We start from the raw sequence: 16,136 nt of genomic DNA on the forward strand, positions 1-16,136 counted from the left end.
GATTTTGCCTGCGATGAAACTGATTTGAGGCGAAGCCGCAGCGCAACCGATCGTCACCCGAATGGGCGGAGACAGTGTCTGCTGGCTCCGTGCCGAAGGCATAGAGCGGGGTCGCAAAGCGATGCGCCAAAGCAGCTATCCAGGGTAGACTTTCGAGGCACCATCTTTAATTGTCCCGGAGGAACAACGATGAAATTCCAGTGTGGTTGGTGGCAATGGCAGGTTTCGGACTCGAGCAGTGGGTAAGCTATCTCGGACTTGAACGCGTTGTAGACCCAGACAAAGATCATCCGGTTTATCGCAAGCCGCTCGACGGAAAGATCATCGATCTCAGGCAACTGGATCTGCTGGTCGCGCAAAGGCTGCGTGACCTGCGAACCGACAGACAACTTGCGCAAGCCAAAGTGGCCATGCTGCTAGGGGTGAAGGAGGCAACCTACGCCCGCTACGAAAACGCCTCATCCTTGATGACCGTCGGACGCCTGCTCCACGTTTTCGAAGTCCTGAATATCACCCCGGAAGAGTTCTTCGATCCTCTCGTCAACGAACAGCCCTCTCACTCCAAAGCCGAGTCACGCGAAGCCCTGAGAGACCAGCTGATGGAGGAAACCTTCGACCACCTGAAGAAGCTCGACGATACGGCCTTGAAGATGGTGCATGACCTGGTGATAGCCATGGAGCCCCGGACGATCGGAAGGCAGAAAAGAAATGGCGCGGCGAAAGCCGCGCCATGACACTCAGCGGGTTGGCTTTGGTTTCCGCCGCGCGCCGGCCGCCCTTGGCGATCAGCCGGCGCTCATGCGGCGTCCTTTGCGGCCCGTCTGGCGAGGACATAGCTCGGATCAATCGGCGCCAGTCCGAGATCCGAGAAGGACAATGAAGAACATCGGAGCTTTCAGCATAGCGCCGCCCCCATCAGGGGCGGGAAAGCGGGAATTCTCGACACGGTTTTGCCGGAAGAAGGGAAGCCGTAGGAGGCTTAGCATAGCGCCGCGAAGCGGAAGCCGGGACCGACTTCCCCCGGCAAAACCGTTCCGCCTGATCGGATTAAACCTCCAGGTCTTCCACCCACGATAGGCCCTTTTCCTCACGAACCCTGCGAAAATGGTCGAGTTCGCCAGCGACTTCCGGCTTAGATTTGAAGTAGTGGTGCATGATCCGGTTAGACGTGTTCAGGGTCGCGATGAATGTGTCCAACGTAGCGGCAAGATCTTCGCGAGTAGGCGTATCGAATATTACCAGGTCCAAGCTGCCATCCTCGTTTTCCCGGAAGTGCCGGCTGGTCAGCGCTCGCAAGTTGTTGTGGCTCTCGTTGCAAAGGCTGTTGTAGATGGAGCGGTACTCGTGCTCCATGCCTGCCCATTGGAACTTCTCAAGATTGGTCGGAATGTGTCCGGACTTCTTGAGTTCAGCCAGCTGAGCCCTATGGTGTTGCAGCTTTTCAAGTGCTTCCGGACTGTCTTTGAAATAGGCGAGGAACGGATTCTCACCCTTCACCCCATCGTCCGCAAGCTTGATCCATTCCTTGTGGTAAGCTGCCACCATGACTCTCAGATAGCCGCCGTCATTCGCAAGGTTGATAAGATCGACGTGGGCCTCGAGCACAGAACGCAGCAGGATATCCATTCCGGTGTATCCACCAGCTTGCCGAATGTGGAGAGCAGCGTTCGTAAGCTCGATTATGGTGCTGTAAAGTGAAATGAGCGTGCGGTGAACTTCGTTGTTCTTGTCGAAGCGAAGCTCAGGAAGGTGTCTGATCGTGACATGGTAGAGATCTATCAAGAACGCGTGCATCATCAATCCTACCCGAACTCAATGCAACATTGGGGCCGGCTCCTGCAGCAGCTTCACCATCTGCCTCACAACCGTTCGCAGCTTCCTCCAGTCGCGTAGATCGCCTTCGTTCACGCGCTCTTGGATCGCGGTCAGGATCCATCCGACGCAGGCGATATCGTCTGCAGCGCGATACTCATCCGATCTATGAAAACAAGCGATGATGCGAGGGCGCGCGCCTTCCTCAGTCTTCGGGATCTTCGAGACCAGGTCCTGCGCTTCTCGATAGGCCCTTGCCACGCGCTTGAGGTCGTCCGGCCCGGCTTGGGTAATCATGCCGACGGTCCACATCAGGGTATTTGAAAGGTGCTCCACTTCGTCAGCCATGGTGATCCTCGTCCTCTCCACTGTGACAGTGCCCCGAAAAGCTACCACCATGCCGACACTCGCGTTAGCTGCAGATCTGCAGATTAGGATCGCGTAATCTTCTATCTTGATTTTTGACGCCCCATGTGTTCCCTGTTTGTTCCTTTCGCTACCAGTCGTGAAAGGATCGAATTGAATGCTCGCCGGCCTGAAAATCGAGGCAGAAATCTATGTGCCTCTCATGCTCCACGGGTTATGCGCCGGCTTTCCATCACCCGCAGATGACTACATCGAAGAGTCCATCGACCTTGCCAAGCTCCTGATCCGGAATCCGCCGGCAACCTTCCTGTGGAAGGTCGACGGCAATTCGATGCGGGACGCCGGGATCTTCCACGGGGATCTGATCGTGGTCGACCGAAGCGTGCGGCCGGTCGATGGCGATATTGGCCCCTGAACATTAAAGGGGCACAGATATACGGTAGGGGATCAGACCGAGAACGGGAGAGGTCGGAAGCCTGTTTCATCGAGTGCCGGCTTGTCTTCCCATATGTAGTCGCCGGTGAGGTTCACGTGCTCCCAGGTAAGCGGCGAGAGGCTGGATAGCAAATGATCAGGCACATGCTGACCGCCGGTGTGCAAGGCATCGACCACGCGGCCGGTATAGATCGTGTTCCAGTGAATGATGGCGGTGACAACCAGGTTGAGGGCGGAGGCCCGGATCGAGAGATTTTCCTGGCTGCGATCGCGGAAGCGGCCGAGGCGATGGAGATTGACGGCCCGCACGAGGCTGTTGCGGCTTTCCCCTTTGTTCAGTTCTGCCGTTGTCGTCTTTCTCAGTTCCTCGTCGTTGATCCAGTCCAGCGTGAACAGAGTTCGCTCGATCCGGCCCATCTGACGTAGTGCCTGGGCAAGACCGCTTTGCCTGGTCGTTGATGACAGCCGTTTGAGCATGAGCGAAGCGCTGACGGTGCGGGTGCGCAGTGAGGTCATCAAGCGCAGAATCTCGTCCCAGTGCGCCCGGATCAAATCGGCGTCGATGCGATCGCCCATGACATTCTGGAGAATGCCATACTGCTTGCCGGGGCCAAAGCCGTAGAGGCATCGGCCATCGAGATCGGGAATGCGCGGGACAAATGCAAAGCCTAGCGCATGGCAGAAGGCGAAGACGAGATCACTGACGCCGCCACCATCGACATGATGGCGCACGATGTCGAGGCCCGCATCCGTTTCGAGAAGCGCGTCGAGAACATGGACGGCCTCGCTCGCCGTGGCGGCGATGATTTTGGTATGGAAGGGAGCATATCGACCGGAGATCGCCGTGTAGAGCTTGATGATCGGGTTGGTTCCGTAACGGCCGTTGACGCCACCGGCGATTTCGCCGCCATCGCCGAGATGGATATGTTGTCCGTCGGAAGACGATATCGTGTTCGAACCGAAAACAGTGGCGATCGGCGCCGCGTGCTGGGCTTCGACCAGCCGGGCAAGTGCCAAGGTGAAGGTTTCCTCCCGGAAGTGCCAGATCGCCATCTGCTGTAGCTGGCGGCGTGTGATGCCGGGGCAGGCCAATGCCATCTTCGAGAAGCCGAGATTGGTGGCCTCGGCGATGAGCGCGGCATAGAAAATTCGCATATCGCCCGGCGTTCGGCCTGTCTGAAGATGCTCGAACAGTGAGCTGAAACCGGTCATTCGATCCACGTCGGCGACAAGATCCGTCAACCTGATCGGCGGCATGCTGCTCGCAACTCTCCTTGCGAAGGCGAGCGCGGCTTCGGTCTCGGCAGTTTTGACCGCAGGCACCCGCAGGCCCTTCGCGCCGATCCGCGTGTCGCCGCGACCCGCCTCCAGCCGGCTTGCTGCCTCACGCAATTTTTGATCGAGCGCCTCGGCTTTCTGGGCGAGATAGATCTCGACATCAACCGGGATGGCGACGGGAATGCGGGCCTCGGCCTTGATGATGGAATAAGTCTGATGGGAGATCATGCCCTCATCGAGGGCGCGATATGTGCGAGAACCTTTGATCCAGATCTCGTTGGCAGCGATCCGGTTCTTCAGCTCAACGATGACAAAGATTTCCAGCATTCTGCGGTCAACCGAGCCATCTGGCGTTCTGATTTCCTTGCTCCACCGCTTGTCGACCAGATCGAGCGCCGCTTTGATCCATTGCGCGTCCAGAGAGCGACGGCGGCTTTTCCCTGCGGCCGTCATTTGCATCACCACGTTGATGAAATCACGGCTCTGACGATTACCCTCGAACGTGAAGGCTGCCAGGAATGGTGCTGCAAAGCGCCGGATACGCATATATTGCGCCGGCAGATAGGCAATCAGATCATCGTCCTTGCGGGGACGAGATGCTGCCTTCGCAGCCGCGGTTGCCCGCATCAACTGCTCCCAGCCGCCGACTGCATTGACCGCCTCATCGAGCGAAAGGTCGGTTTCTCGCCTGGCAGCGATCGCCTCACCGAAGCCCACGAAGAAATCCAGCGCCGATGTCGCCGAGGTGGCGGTTTCCAGCAGTCGTTTGTCGCGCTCTGCCTCGGCCCGCCGAAACGCCTTGCCGATCAGGACTTCGAACATGGCGATTGCGGCATCCGTGAGCGCGATTTCCATCTCCAGAAGGAAAGCTGCGAGCGTAGCATATCGGCGGCCGGGCCGCATTTGCTCGAAGTTCTGGGCGGTCAGGCGCCGGCCCTCTTGTGCCATGCGGCTCACCCGATGGGCGGGGACGGCCTGAAGCACATCACTTGAAAGGCCAACGTGGCGCACGGCCTCAAGCCGATCGATCAGACCCCGCATCGCTGCGTCTCCAGCCTTTCCGGCAGGTTCACGTAACCAGGAGACCCCGCTCTGGCGGACGCGTGGACCAATACCGAGCAGCGCTTCCATTCTGACGATGATGTCGGGCGTCAGCCTTCCGGCAACATCGGCAAACAGCGCCTCCTCAGCCTCGGTGCATGCCTGTCCGGCCATCCGTTCGATCACGGTGATGCCGGGAATGACGATACGCCGCCGGCGCATCTCATCGGCGAGAGCGGCGACGACGAATTTGTCCTTGGTCGAGGCGATCGCCACGCCGCGCGCGAAGGCAAGCAGATCGGTGCGCAACGGGTGGCTCAGCTCGCTGAACCCGTAGTGTTGGCGGAGGACGGTCAGTTGTTCGTAGCGTGTGGGCGCTCTTCGTGCGAAGCTGGCAAGTGCATTCGGCTCGATGCGGAGTTGCTCGGCAAGGAAGGTGAGCGCGCTTTCCGGGATGACCTCTCCGCGCTGGATGAGACGGCCGGGATAACGGAGCGCACAAAGCTGAAGGGCCAAGCCAAGACGGGTATCGTCGCGACGGCGCGTTTCCAGAAGACGATGGTCCTCATCATCAAGGCTCCAATGGCGGATCAGGGTGTCGTCGTCGCTGGGCAGGGCAAGGAAATTCTGCCGTTCGGCATCCGTCAAAATCATGCGGCGAGGCATCGGCGCTCCATATGTCACAAAAAGACTGGAGATAACCGTTCGCGGAGCTTACTTTGCAAGACGGGTTATGTGACAATCTACAGGCTTTGGCGCGGCCAAATCGAAATTGTCACGCAGACGGACGAATAAATGACAGCTCTGATCGGATATGCGCGAGTGTCGAAAGCCGACGGCAGCCAGGTCCATGACCTTCAGCGTGACGCGCTGGCACAGGCTGGTGTCGACGCCAACAATGTCTATGAGGATGCCGCGTCAGGAAAGAAAGAGGACCGTCCAGGTCTCACCGCCTGCCTGAAGGCGCTGCGTCGCGGTGACACGCTTGTCGTCTGGAAGCTCGATCGACTCGGCCGCGATCTCCGCCACCTCGTCAATCTGGTCGATGATCTGACCCAACGGCATATCGGCCTCAAGGTTCTGGCAGGTGAAGGGGCGTCGATCGACACCTCGACGGCGAATGGCCGGCTGGTGTTCGGCATATTCGCGGCGCTGGCTGAGTTCGAGCGGGCATTGATCATTGAGCGCACCAAAGCTGGTCTCGCCGCCGCACGCGCACGTGGCCGGAACGGCGGAGCGCCCTTCAAAATGACGCCGGCGAAGCTGCGCCTTGCTCAGGCAGCAATGGGGAAGCCGGAAACCAAGGTGGCCGATCTTTGCGCCGAACTCGGTATCACACGACAGACGCTCTACCGGTTTGTCGATCCTAAGGGCGCGCTGCGCACCGATGGAGAGCGGCTGCTTATGCGGAAGGCAAAGAAATGAAACGAGTCCTCATCGTCGGTTGTCCGGGCGCCGGGAAATCCACACTCGCCAAAGAACTGGCCGAAGCGACCCGCTTGCCCGTCGTCCACCTCGATAGACATTACTGGCAGCCGGGCTGGCAAAGGCCGGATAGCGCATCATGGCAGAAAACCGTCGAAAAGCTTGCGGCGCAATCTGAATGGATTATGGACGGGAATTATAGCGGCACGCTTGAGCAGCGATTGGCATCTGCGGACACGCTTATCCATCTCGATTACACAACATCGTTATGCCTGTGGCGAGTTATTCGACGAACGGTATCCGGTTTGGGCCGAAATCGCGGTGATCAGCTCGCGCCGGGATGTCCTGAACGCTTTGATTGGGCCTTCTTCCGATTTGTGATCAATTACCGAAAGGAGCAACGACAGCGCGACCTTGCTCGAATGGAAGGATTTGCCGGTCGGGTGTTCCGGTTCACCTCGCCAGCCGAACTGTTGGGCTTCGTAGCTGCCATCAAGAAGGCTGCGCAAAAGGCGTGAAATCGGCCTACCGTATATCTGTGCCCCTTTAATGTTCAGGGGCCACCACAGAGGAACGTCTAGCTGCTAATCGTGAAGCCCATAATCCAGTGCTAGAATTCAGCCCTGTAGGCAGAGTGCCCACATTGGTTCATAACGGTATGGTCATTACAGAAGCATGTAATGTATTCGCGTACATCAAGCACTTAGCCAATGCTGATGACACCAATTTTGTAGCAAAAGCAGACTGGACGACCGTTGTTCAGGAAGGTCAAATTTCTGGTTTTCTCGAAGGGATCGCGTTTTGGGTAAGAGAAAAGCGTCGGGCTCCACAAGAGCAATCCGATTTCCTTTTGAGCGTTGAACGAGATAGAACACTCCGATGTCTAAACTACTTTGACACTCTTTCCACCAATGGCTCGTTACCTACGATAAGTGAGTTCAGAGCTGCCGCACTTGCGTGTGCGTTACACTTAATGGATATGCATCATTTCATCCCAAATTGGAGAATGGAATACTCAACTCTAGCCAAGTGGTTTCAAAAGCAAACCGATAGGCCGTCTATGCAGGAAACCCTAGTTTTTAATTAGTTTCTTCCAGTAGGACAGGTTTGTCACCCCAACGCCAATTTCCACTAGCCCAATCAAGCCAGTCATGGGCAAAGAATATATTCGGGTCAGCGGTCGGAATTCCTGACCCTATCATGGCTTTTCGAAACTGCGATTGAAACGGCTCAGGAATGTTACGTGCGTCCATCGTGTCCCGACCGCACGGCACTTTATGGAGATCATACAGCAATTTAACACTCCCAGCCTTCATCCATAAAAGCCTTCTCATCAAAATCAGAAGGCAAATGTCCTAACAGTTTTTTGAAATCCTCTTGGATTTCTGCAATGCGTTCACGCATCAAAGTTTTTTCAGCGTCCGGAGCAATTTCCGTAATATTTTCTTTGATTTTTTCAGAGACTTCATCAACCATTTTAATTCCCCTTTTCAGCTAGGCAGTTACCTATCGTGATTTAAAAAGAGATTTAACTTTATCCCTATATTGTCCCTATCATATACCTGCGACAGTCGCAGGGACAGTCACGGGGATTGTACCTATGGAAACTGTAGCTCTTACCTACAAAGAACTAGCAGATCGTCTAGCTATTAAGGTGGAATCCGCGCGGAAAACCGCACAAAGGAAGCGTTGGCACCGGACTACTGGCAACGATGGGACAATCAGAATCCATGTCCCACTTGATGCATTTCCGTCCGCAGTAGAACAGGGGGACAGTCACAGGGATAGTCCCGATAACCCTGTCCATATTCAGCTTGCGAAGCTGGAAGCTGAAATAACCGGACTAAAAGAAGTCCTGCAAGCCGAGCGCAACCGCACAGCAGCAGCGGAACAAGATCGAGATGCTTGGAGAGAACAGGCTCAAACATTAGCTAAAGCAAAAGCGCCGGAGCCTCAAAGTTTACTAGATAAACTTTTTAAAAAAAAACGATGAGACTATCGGCACTAAAGGGTTGGCGTTCTATAGCGCAACGTCCTTGGTGGAAAAGTCTAGCAGGATAGAAAAAGGTTACATGCCCCCCTTCTAAAGTTCAGGGGGGCGCTTTCGTTCCGTACCGCAAAAGCCAACCTCACTGAGGTAATCGGTCATCTTTCACCAAATTACGTTATCTTACTTTCCGCTCGTAAGCTGATTAAACAGGTCGCTACCCAAGACCTTAAGAGAAGTTTCCGCAACTTCTGTCATAATCTCTAGCATCTTCACCTGATCCCACTCTTCCCCCTCACCTTGGGTGTACAGAGACGCTGCTTGAAGCATAATTGTCTTGTCTTTTGGTTTTATAAATTTATTCACACAGTGATTTACGTTGATCGCCATACCGTAGTTAGCAGCTGTTAGTCGATCCAACCTATTTAACGTTCCAGAGTTATGATGAAGCGTCACAACCCTCCCATCCGGCCGAGCAACAGCTATCGTTTTAGTCAAGAAGTTCGAACCTTCTAGAAACAAAACATAAGGGAAGTGAGCCTCTGTCAGCATAAAGTTGGCGATTTCGGCAATATTTTTATGTGATCTTTCTATAGCATTTCCAGCGGCCATTAAGTCTTGATCACCGCGTGATCCAACCATCTGACCCGCCTTTATATTTTCTACATCTTTCCCTTGATGCTTGGCCTCCGTAACCAGAATGACCCGCCATTCTCCTTCATCATCCTGCACTTCTATCAAGCCTCCATCTGGCCTAATACTTGCTCCAGTAACGAATATAGACTGCCCCAATTCAGGATCTATACTTGATAGTTTCTGATGTATTTCGGATTTCGATATATCTTTCCTATACCTAAATTTCAGATCAGTGTACTTTTCTTCAAGATACTTCATAACGAGCAGCGCGACCTCTCCAACAGATAGATCATGCTGTCGAGCGACTTGTCCAAAAATTCCGACCACTCCCATAGATTTTTTATGCTGGTCAGTTAACCTTGTTGACTGGCCCTTCTTTGCCATTATCTACTCTCTTCTTATACAAAATTTCTGTGTTTTACTGTGTCTCTGATCGAGACGGGCCTGCAACGTTTGTTTCTGATCAATATCCGGAAGTATGGGCATTTCCCATTTACTGAAAGATCCTTTTCGTCCTCTCCTTTTCTGAACTTTATCAACTCAAATTGCTCAGGGTTAAACTTGTGCAAAAACGTGATCGGCACCCCCATGACCCCCTCATAATCATACGGTATGTCACTAGTTTTATTTACATTTATAGCATCATAGTTATCATATCTGGGATATGACTTTTCATTGCCATAATATGAATTCACCAAATCAATATCTTTATGCCTTTGATCGTGATCCAAGTTTGTAAGCCAAAGGCAGTTATTTGGCGACACAATCCGATTACCGTTCTCATCTATTCTAGCTTCAGTTCCATACAGCTCGTAATGAGAGGGGACTATAAATCCAGATATGCCTCGCCCAAGATTTATTCCTAGCCACGCTTTATTTTCTTTGATTATTTTAAATATTTCTTTGTAGGTTATGGCATTGATGTTTCCGATGATCAGAAATTTTTTATCTTTTTTAACAAGTTGATCTACATATTTTCTAAAAAGAGAAAATGGCGGATTTGTTACAACAATATCGCACTCAATCAGTATTTTAATACTTTCATTGCTACGAAAATCTCCATCCTCTTTGAAATATTCCACGCTATCCCGAATGACATCTTCTTTCTCCTTCTCTTCCCCAGAGTAGGTAACAAAAAATCCAGGTTTATTTTTTATTTCACCGAAGAGGTCGATATCTTGTTCTTGGTAACATGCCGCCACGAGCTTCTTCAGACCAAGTCGCTTAAAATTAGTAAAGAAGTAATCAAAAAAATTACTCACATTCGGATCATCGCAGTTGCAGTACACAACCTTATCTTGGAAGTGTCTTTCGTAATGCACTAGCTCACGCTCAATGTCTGATAACTGAGTATAAAACTCGTCGTTCTTTGATTTCTTCGCGACATGAAGAAGACTGTTTGAACCAGCCCTTCCCATTACTAGACCTTTCTTGTTGTTCTTATATGCTCTTTATGGAGCTCACTTGGAGTACGACCTTTTAGAAGTCCAGACACAATTTTTCTATATCATGCCTACCTGATAGGTTCTAAAAGGCAGATCAGACCGCGCAAATCAAATAGCGCTGTAGGTCTGATCTGCCTTTGCTTTATAGACTAAAACCATAATCATCATCACGGCTATGGCGCAGTTTTTCTTGTTCCTGCGCCTTTTCATGTTCGATCACTTGGTCAACCTGTTTAGCGACCTCTCCAAACTCTGCGCTTGCTGCCCGTAAGACTGCATTTGCCGCTCCAAGCTTTTCAAATTGTCCGTCAAGGTCTCCACAACTATGGAGATATCTTTTCTCAAGCTGTTCATGCGTTCGTTCAGTTGCACTTGTGCCTTCTCGATATCGCTCAATCGCTTCATTGTGCTGCTTAACCCGCTCGCCTCGGAGTTCTGCAAGAAACTCTTTAAGGCGGTAATTTCCTTGTCGATACCAGTCTTCAACCCGCTGACGGAAAGCAATAATTCGCGCTCTAATGGGGAAAGCTTTTCCATCTTCGTCTATTTCCTGTTCGCTTCTGGTTGAGGAATTTTGATGCACGGGGTTTTGCTCTCGCCGCACGTCCACCCGTTCTCTGCGTCTTTCGGAAGTATCAGAAACATTCCCTTCTCGCTGTTGATGATGCGGATTTGCCCAGTCTGGCTTTGGAGCCGCGAAAGGGTCTGACGCTCCGTAGCTGTAACCGTCCTGATCTCGCTCAACTCCGACCGTGCCCAAGTCGTCCCTGCCCAAAGCGTAACTAAGGCTGTTAGTACGATCACGATGCACCCCGCTGCTGTCCAAAGCGGCCAACGCAGCATCACGCCCAAGGTCTGCGCTGTGGTCTTGCTCTGCTCTTGGATAGCGTTCCTGATGGTGTCGAACTCGGTTTTCGATGCGTTCAGAAAGTTCTCTGCGAGCTTCTTGTGCTCGCTCAAGGTCAGTTCTTCGATCTGCTTCCTGTCCTGTTCCAGCTTCGCGCTCAGCCGTTCGCTCAAGCTGCTTGCTGACTGTCCAGTCTTGTTCATAGATGGTTCCTTTCAGCCTGAATTTTTCCCCTGTCTCAGCATCCATTGCCGTAACGTAATCCTTGCCTTGCCGATTAATTTCAAAGCCGGCATCCTCAAGGCTTACGATAAGGCTAGAACGGTCGTAAACGGCTCCTGTCTCGACCTGTTCGACAAGGTACTGATTTATAGCTTCTTTGCTCTGAAGGCGCTCTGTGGCCTCCTGTGAGCTTATCTGAAGCGTTCTAGCGCGTTCTGGATCATCCGGCCGCGCCCAGCTATTTTCGCCGTTCAGCACGTCCACTAGATTGCCGTAGAGTTTTTCCCAGCCAGGCGGCGCAATATGGCCCCTGAACATTAAAGGGGCACAGATATACGGTAGGCCGATTTCACGCCTTTTGCGCAGCCTTCTTGATGGCAGCTACGAAGCCCAACAGTTCGGCTGGCGAGGTGAACCGGAACACCCGACCGGCAAATCCTTCCATTCGAGCAAGGTCGCGCTGTCGTTGCTCCTTTCGGTAATTGATCACAAATCGGAAGAAGGCCCAATCAAAGCGTTCAGGACATCCCGGCGCGAGCTGATCACCGCGATTTCGGCCCAAACCGGATACCGTTCGTCGAATAACTCGCCACAGGCATAACGATGTTGTGTAATCGAGATGGATAAGCGTGTCCGCAGATGCCAATCGCTGCTCAAGCGTGCCGCTATAATTCCCGTCCATAATCCATTCAGATTGCGCCGCAAGCTTTTCGACGGTTTTCTGCCATGATGCGCTATCCGGCCTTTGCCAGCCCGGCTGCCAGTAATGTCTATCGAGGTGGACGACGGGCAAGCGGGTCGCTTCGGCCAGTTCTTTGGCGAGTGTGGATTTCCCGGCGCCCGGACAACCGACGATGAGGACTCGTTTCATTTCTTTGCCTTCCGCATAAGCAGCCGCTCTCCATCGGTGCGCAGCGCGCCCTTAGGATCGACAAACCGGTAGAGCGTCTGTCGTGTGATACCGAGTTCGGCGCAAAGATCGGCCACCTTGGTTTCCGGCTTCCCCATTGCTGCCTGAGCAAGGCGCAGCTTCGCCGGCGTCATTTTGAAGGGCGCTCCGCCGTTCCGGCCACGTGCGCGTGCGGCGGCGAGACCAGCTTTGGTGCGCTCAATGATCAATGCCCGCTCGAACTCAGCCAGCGCCGCGAATATGCCGAACACCAGCCGGCCATTCGCCGTCGAGGTGTCGATCGACGCCCCTTCACCTGCCAGAACCTTGAGGCCGATATGCCGTTGGGTCAGATCATCGACCAGATTGACGAGGTGGCGGAGATCGCGGCCGAGTCGATCGAGCTTCCAGACGACAAGCGTGTCACCGCGACGCAGCGCCTTCAGGCAGGCGGTGAGACCTGGACGGTCCTCTTTCTTTCCTGACGCGGCATCCTCATAGACATTGTTGGCGTCGACACCAGCCTGTGCCAGCGCGTCACGCTGAAGGTCATGGACCTGGCTGCCGTCGGCTTTCGACACTCGCGCATATCCGATCAGAGCTGTCATTTATTCGTCCGTCTGCGTGACAATTTCGATTTGGCCGCGCCAAAGCCTGTAGATTGTCACATAACCCGTCTTGCAAAGTAAGCTCCGCGAACGGTTATCTCCAGTCTTTTTGTGACATATGGAGCGCCGATGCCTCGCCGCATGATTTTGACGGATGCCGAACGGCAGAATTTCCTTGCCCTGCCCAGCGACGACGACACCCTGATCCGCCATTGGAGCCTTGATGATGAGGACCATCGTCTTCTGGAAACGCGCCGTCGCGACGATACCCGTCTTGGCTTGGCCCTTCAGCTTTGTGCGCTCCGTTATCCCGGCCGTCTCATCCAGCGCGGAGAGGTCATCCCGGAAAGCGCGCTCACCTTCCTTGCCGAGCAACTCCGCATCGAGCCGAATGCACTTGCCAGCTTCGCACGAAGAGCGCCCACACGCTACGAACAACTGACCGTCCTCCGCCAACACTACGGGTTCAGCGAGCTGAGCCACCCGTTGCGCACCGATCTGCTTGCCTTCGCGCGCGGCGTGGCGATCGCCTCGACCAAGGACAAATTCGTCGTCGCCGCTCTCGCCGATGAGATGCGCCGGCGGCGTATCGTCATTCCCGGCATCACCGTGATCGAACGGATGGCCGGACAGGCATGCACCGAGGCTGAGGAGGCGCTGTTTGCCGATGTTGCCGGAAGGCTGACGCCCGACATCATCGTCAGAATGGAAGCGCTGCTCGGTATTGGTCCACGCGTCCGCCAGAGCGGGGTCTCCTGGTTACGTGAACCTGCCGGAAAGGCTGGAGACGCAGCGATGCGGGGTCTGATCGATCGGCTTGAGGCCGTGCGCCACGTTGGCCTTTCAAGTGATGTGCTTCAGGCCGTCCCCGCCCATCGGGTGAGCCGCATGGCACAAGAGGGCCGGCGCCTGACCGCCCAGAACTTCGAGCAAATGCGGCCCGGCCGCCGATATGCTACGCTCGCAGCTTTCCTTCTGGAGATGGAAATCGCGCTCACGGATGCCGCAATCGCCATGTTCGAAGTCCTGATCGGCAAGGCGTTTCGGCGGGCCGAGGCAGAGCGCGACAAACGACTGCTGGAAACCGCCACCTCGGCGACATCGGCGCTGGATTTCTTCGTGGGCTTCGGTGAGGCGATCGCTGCCAGGCGAGAAACCGACCTTTCGCTCGATGAGGCGGTCAATGCAGTCGGCGGCTGGGAGCAGTTGATGCGGGCAACCGCGGCTGCGAAGGCAGCATCTCGTCCCCGCAAGGACGATGATCTGATTGCCTATCTGCCGGCGCAATATATGCGTATCCGGCGCTTTGCAGCACCATTCCTGGCAGCCTTCACGTTCGAGGGTAATCGTCAGAGCCGTGATTTCATCAACGTGGTGATGCAAATGACGGCCGCAGGGAAAAGCCGCCGTCGCTCTCTGGACGCGCAATGGATCAAAGCGGCGCTCGATCTGGTCGACAAGCGGTGGAGCAAGGAAATCAGAACGCCAGATGGCTCGGTTGACCGCAGAATGCTGGAAATCTTTGTCATCGTTGAGCTGAAGAACCGGATCGCTGCCAACGAGATCTGGATCAAAGGTTCTCGCACATATCGCGCCCTCGATGAGGGCATGATCTCCCATCAGACTTATTCCATCATCAAGGCCGAGGCCCGCATTCCCGTCGCCATCCCGGTTGATGTCGAGATCTATCTCGCCCAGAAAGCCGAGGCGCTCGATCAAAAATTGCGTGAGGCAGCAAGCCGGCTGGAGGCGGGTCGCGGCGACACGCGGATCGGCGCGAAGGGCCTGCGGGTGCCTGCGGTCAAAACTGCCGAGACCGAAGCCGCGCTCGCCTTCGCAAGGAGAGTTGCGAGCAGCATGCCGCCGATCAGGTTGACGGATCTTGTCGCCGACGTGGATCGAATGACCGGTTTCAGCTCACTGTTCGAGCATCTTCAGACAGGCCGAACGCCGGGCGATATGCGAATTTTCTATGCCGCGCTCATCGCCGAGGCCACCAATCTCGGCTTCTCGAAGATGGCATTGGCCTGCCCCGGCATCACACGCCGCCAGCTACAGCAGATGGCGATCTGGCACTTCCGGGAGGAAACCTTCACCTTGGCACTTGCCCGGCTGGTCGAAGCCCAGCACGCGGCGCCGATCGCCACTGTTTTCGGTTCGAACACGATATCGTCTTCCGACGGACAACATATCCATCTCGGCGATGGCGGCGAAATCGCCGGTGGCGTCAACGGCCGTTACGGAACCAACCCGATCATCAAGCTCTACACGGCGATCTCCGGTCGATATGCTCCCTTCCATACCAAAATCATCGCCGCCACGGCGAGCGAGGCCGTCCATGTTCTCGACGCGCTTCTCGAAACGGATGCGGGCCTCGACATCGTGCGCCATCATGTCGATGGTGGCGGCGTCAGTGATCTCGTCTTCGCCTTCTGCCATGCGCTAGGCTTTGCATTTGTCCCGCGCATTCCCGATCTCGATGGCCGATGCCTCTACGGCTTTGGCCCCGGCAAGCAGTATGGCATTCTCCAGAATGTCATGGGCGATCGCATCGACGCCGATTTGATCCGGGCGCACTGGGACGAGATTCTGCGCTTGATGACCTCACTGCGCACCCGCACCGTCAGCGCTTCGCTCATGCTCAAACGGCTGTCATCAACGACCAGGCAAAGCGGTCTTGCCCAGGCACTACGTCAGATGGGCCGGATCGAGCGAACTCTGTTCACGCTGGACTGGATCAACGACGAGGAACTGAGAAAGACGACAACGGCAGAACTGAACAAAGGGGAAAGCCGCAACAGCCTCGTGCGGGCCGTCAATCTCCATCGCCTCGGCCGCTTCCGCGATCGCAGCCAGGAAAATCTCTCGATCCGGGCCTCCGCCCTCAACCTGGTTGTCACCGCCATCATTCACTGGAACACGATCTATACCGGCCGCGTGGTCGATGCCTTGCACACCGGCGGTCAGCATGTGCCTGATCATTTGCTATCCAGCCTCTCGCCGCTTACCTGGGAGCACGTGAACCTCACCGGCGACTACATATGGGAAGACAAGCCGGCACTCGATGAAACAGGCTTCCGACCTCTCCCGTTCTCGGTCTGATCCCCTACCGTATATCTGTGCCCCTTTAATGTTCAGGGGCCAA

Annotated in this window: 15 protein-coding genes; 6 read left to right on the top strand and 9 right to left on the bottom strand. The window is 54.8% G+C overall.

The annotated features are described in order from the left end of the window. The first annotated feature begins 215 nt into the window (after positions 1-215). Positions 216-734 carry a helix-turn-helix domain-containing protein gene (locus U2P60_RS21650; protein ID WP_413574417.1) on the top strand — a complete coding sequence of 173 codons (519 nt, stop codon included), beginning with the start codon at positions 216-218 and terminating at the stop codon, positions 732-734. 313 nt (positions 735-1,047) lie between these two features. Here the strand turns inward: U2P60_RS21650 and U2P60_RS21655 are convergent, their stop codons facing one another. Further along, complete coding sequence (locus tag U2P60_RS21655; protein ID WP_413574418.1) at positions 1,048-1,797, bottom strand: DUF5677 domain-containing protein; 750 nt, start codon at positions 1,795-1,797, stop codon at positions 1,048-1,050. A gap of 15 nt (positions 1,798-1,812) precedes the next feature. Beyond that, positions 1,813-2,160, bottom strand: a complete 348-nt coding sequence (locus U2P60_RS21660) for a hypothetical protein (protein ID WP_413574419.1) — start codon at positions 2,158-2,160, stop codon at positions 1,813-1,815. 175 nt (positions 2,161-2,335) lie between these two features. Between U2P60_RS21660 and U2P60_RS21665 the strand changes: the two genes are divergently transcribed. Next, positions 2,336-2,593, top strand: a complete 258-nt coding sequence (locus U2P60_RS21665; RefSeq protein ID WP_413574420.1) for a LexA family protein — start codon at positions 2,336-2,338, stop codon at positions 2,591-2,593. Positions 2,594-2,625: 32 nt separating this feature from the next. On the opposite strand, the gene U2P60_RS21670 is transcribed toward U2P60_RS21665, so the two are convergent. Continuing rightward, positions 2,626-5,598, bottom strand: a complete 2,973-nt coding sequence (locus U2P60_RS21670; protein WP_082186263.1) for a Tn3 family transposase — start codon at positions 5,596-5,598, stop codon at positions 2,626-2,628. Positions 5,599-5,727: 129 nt separating this feature from the next. On the opposite strand from U2P60_RS21670, the gene U2P60_RS21675 reads away from it, so the two are divergent. Continuing rightward, positions 5,728-6,357 carry a recombinase family protein gene (locus tag U2P60_RS21675; RefSeq protein ID WP_082186264.1) on the top strand — a complete coding sequence of 210 codons (630 nt, stop codon included), beginning with the start codon at positions 5,728-5,730 and terminating at the stop codon, positions 6,355-6,357. Beyond that, complete coding sequence (locus U2P60_RS21680; RefSeq protein WP_082186265.1) at positions 6,354-6,875, top strand: AAA family ATPase; 522 nt, start codon at positions 6,354-6,356, stop codon at positions 6,873-6,875. Before U2P60_RS21675 ends, U2P60_RS21680 begins: the two co-directional genes overlap by 4 nt. A gap of 778 nt (positions 6,876-7,653) precedes the next feature. Here U2P60_RS21680 and U2P60_RS21685 read toward each other — a convergent pair. After that, a complete protein-coding gene (locus tag U2P60_RS21685) occupies positions 7,654-7,833 on the bottom strand; it encodes a hypothetical protein (RefSeq protein ID WP_413574421.1) in 180 nt (59 codons plus the stop codon). A 124-nt stretch (positions 7,834-7,957) separates the two neighbouring features. Between U2P60_RS21685 and U2P60_RS21690 the strand changes: the two genes are divergently transcribed. After that, complete coding sequence (locus U2P60_RS21690) at positions 7,958-8,350, top strand: hypothetical protein (protein WP_413574422.1); 393 nt, start codon at positions 7,958-7,960, stop codon at positions 8,348-8,350. Between the two features lie 177 nt (positions 8,351-8,527). On the opposite strand, the gene U2P60_RS21695 is transcribed toward U2P60_RS21690, so the two are convergent. The 5 genes from U2P60_RS21695 to U2P60_RS21715 all read right to left on the bottom strand — a co-directional run bounded on the left by U2P60_RS21695 (position 8,528) and on the right by U2P60_RS21715 (position 12,991). Beyond that, on the bottom strand, positions 8,528-9,364 hold the full coding sequence (locus tag U2P60_RS21695) for an EcoRI family type II restriction endonuclease (protein ID WP_413574423.1): 837 nt from the start codon (positions 9,362-9,364) through the stop codon (positions 8,528-8,530). 14 nt (positions 9,365-9,378) lie between these two features. Then, positions 9,379-10,398, bottom strand: coding sequence for an adenine-specific methyltransferase EcoRI family protein (locus tag U2P60_RS21700; RefSeq protein ID WP_413574424.1), 1,020 nt, complete (start codon positions 10,396-10,398; stop codon positions 9,379-9,381). Between the two features lie 169 nt (positions 10,399-10,567). After that, the gene (locus U2P60_RS21705; protein WP_413574425.1) at positions 10,568-11,758 is read right to left on the bottom strand and encodes a hypothetical protein; all 1,191 of its coding nucleotides are present in this window, start codon (positions 11,756-11,758) and stop codon (positions 10,568-10,570) included. 85 nt (positions 11,759-11,843) lie between these two features. Further along, on the bottom strand, positions 11,844-12,365 hold the full coding sequence (locus U2P60_RS21710; RefSeq protein WP_082186265.1) for an AAA family ATPase: 522 nt from the start codon (positions 12,363-12,365) through the stop codon (positions 11,844-11,846). Beyond that, a complete protein-coding gene (locus U2P60_RS21715; RefSeq protein WP_082186264.1) occupies positions 12,362-12,991 on the bottom strand; it encodes a recombinase family protein in 630 nt (209 codons plus the stop codon). Before U2P60_RS21715 ends, U2P60_RS21710 begins: the two co-directional genes overlap by 4 nt. Before the next feature lie 129 nt (positions 12,992-13,120). Between U2P60_RS21715 and U2P60_RS21720 the strand changes: the two genes are divergently transcribed. Further along, positions 13,121-16,093, top strand: a complete 2,973-nt coding sequence (locus tag U2P60_RS21720; RefSeq protein ID WP_082186263.1) for a Tn3 family transposase — start codon at positions 13,121-13,123, stop codon at positions 16,091-16,093. Positions 16,094-16,136: the final 43 nt, after the last annotated feature.

It is taken from the genome of Brucella sp. H1_1004, from assembly GCF_047308065.1.
GTDB classification, from domain to species: domain Bacteria; phylum Pseudomonadota; class Alphaproteobacteria; order Rhizobiales; family Rhizobiaceae; genus Brucella; species Brucella pseudogrignonensis_B.